The organism is Acidimicrobiales bacterium (assembly GCA_036270875.1).
In the GTDB taxonomy this organism is placed as follows: Bacteria; Actinomycetota; Acidimicrobiia; order Acidimicrobiales; family AC-9; genus AC-9.
Genome location: DATBBR010000019.1, coordinates 1 through 1,977, shown reverse-complemented (window position 1 = coordinate 1,977; position 1,977 = coordinate 1). Strand labels below are relative to the sequence as shown.

Below are 1,977 nucleotides of genomic sequence, written 5' to 3'. Positions count from 1 at the left end.
GACAGGGCACACCGCGGCCACGCTTTGCGGTCAGGATGCGAGGCTTCGACCGAGACCAGGTCGACGCCTACCTGAATGACCGCGCGCGGTGGGCGGACCAGGCTTGGGGCCGCATCAGGGACCTCGAGGTCCGGCTGTCCGAGCAAGAAGGTACCGACTCGCCGCAGCGGGTTCGAGAGGAAGCAGACCGGACCGTCGAGGAGGCGTCCCGGACCCTCGATCGATTCGCCCAGGAGGTCAACGCCAAGGCGACCGAGCTGGAGCAAGCCGTCTTGAGGCAGGTTCAGCCCCAGGTCGACGAGCTGCGCGTCCACGTCGAGGATCTCGAAGAGCAGCGCCGGACAGCGCTCGCCGAGCTGGGTCAGCGGCGAGAGTCGCTGAACGGCCTCGTCAGGCGCCTGTACGGCGACGGCGAGCGCCCGTCAGGGCCCAATGGCGCACGAGCGGGCGCCAACGGGGATCACCCGTCACCGCGGTGATCGCCCCCGAGGGCGACGATCAATAACCGCCGGAGCTGCCGCCAGAGGTCGTAGTCGTGTTGCCACCCCCGCCGGTCGTGCCAACCGGTGCGCCGGTCACGCTGTTGCCGCCCGATGCCTTCACCACGTGCCAGATCCCGCCGAAGGTGTTGAGGCCGTCACCATTGGTGGCACCGGTGCTGACGTCGGCGGAGAAGCGATAGAGCGGGAGGTTCTTGTACGCCACCTGCGTCCCCCCGTTGGCGCTGACCGCCGACACGTTGCTCACGCCCGACCCCACGTTGACCGTCGTCTGACCACCGGGCAGGAGCGACGGCGGCCAGATTGCCTGGCACGCCGCGCTGCAGGGAACGCTGGTCCCGTTGTTGGTGAGGGTGTAGAGCGTCCGGCCCTGGCTGTCGACCAGGATCGCGCCGAACTTGGCGTTGTTCGCCGTCTTGACGTCGGGGGCCGCCGCTCCTGAGGAGCTCGTGGGCGCCTTGGTGGTGGTGGTGCTGCTCGAGCTGGTGGACGAGGACCCGCAGGCAGCGGCGATGGCTGCCGCCGGCACCAGCCCGAGGAGAATGGCTCGCCGGGGGTGGGTCCAGGGTCTGCGCTGGCCCCGGAACAGGCCGGTCCTCTGCGAGATTGCCCTCTCTGCTCCCATCACAGTCTCCCTCCTCCGCCCCGTGCCGGGTCCTGGTGGGGCGCGCTCATCGCTGTGTTACGGGCTTGTGACACTCAAGGATTGCAAATTTGTGGCCGGCGCGCTCAGGAAACGTTGGCCGTGGCCAGGGTCACGCCTGCAGGGGTGACCAGCTTCGCGGCCTTGATATGGCTGACGTCCACACCCACGGTGTGCGCCCACTCGCCGATGCCGTCGTGAACGTCGAACTGGCCGAGCGGCACCGTGGTGCCGTTGGTGAGCTCGAGCTGGCAGGTGTAGGTGCCGTTGGCTCCGCTGGCGTCGACATTCATGAAGACCCAGGAAGGATCGCCGCTGTAGGCATAGACCCGCCCGACCGGGCGCCCGTCGGCGGCCTGGAAATGCCCGGAGCGCAGGGTCGTCTGGTCGGCGACCTGGGTGTGGTCCGACGAGCCGGTGTGGTCGAGCACCGTGACGGCTGTGGCTGTCCCCCCGACGAGGACCGTCACCGCGGCGGCGGCCGCGAGCGCCGTCCGGCGCCGGCGGAGCGTTCGGGCCCGGCGCGCCGACGGCTTGGGCCGGATCGGCCGGGGGCCGGTGTGGGCGCCGAGCTCCACGACCGTGTCGTCGCCGTTGCCCGGGGTCTGGACGTCGGGCGGAGCTTCGGCTCGATCGGCCTGGCCGTTCACACGGGCCGCCACCCTGCTCTCGAAGCCCATTGGCGGATCGACCTCGGGGGCCAGCAGCAGCAGCGAGTCGCCTGTCTGGGCCAGGCCTTCGACGCGGACCCGACATCCCACGCAGTGCTCCAAGTGGCCCAGGGCGTCGGCCCGCTCGGGCCCCGACAGGATCCCGAGGGCCACCTCGGCGGCC

3 protein-coding genes are annotated in these 1,977 nt (G+C 70.5%); 1 reads left to right on the top strand and 2 read right to left on the bottom strand.

Annotated features, from left to right (window positions below):
- Nucleotides 1-479: DivIVA domain-containing protein (locus VH112_01845; protein ID HEX4538958.1), on the top strand; the 479-nt coding region annotated here is incomplete at its 5' end.
- A 19-nt stretch (nucleotides 480-498) separates the two neighbouring features.
- Here the strand turns inward: VH112_01845 and VH112_01840 are convergent.
- Together VH112_01840 and VH112_01835 are read right to left on the bottom strand one after the other, a co-directional pair.
- Entirely contained in the window at nucleotides 499-1,125 is a 627-nt protein-coding gene (locus tag VH112_01840) for a hypothetical protein (GenBank protein ID HEX4538957.1), read from the bottom strand.
- 104 nt (nucleotides 1,126-1,229) lie between these two features.
- On the bottom strand, nucleotides 1,230-1,977 hold a 748-nt coding region (locus tag VH112_01835; protein HEX4538956.1), incomplete at its 5' end, for a hypothetical protein.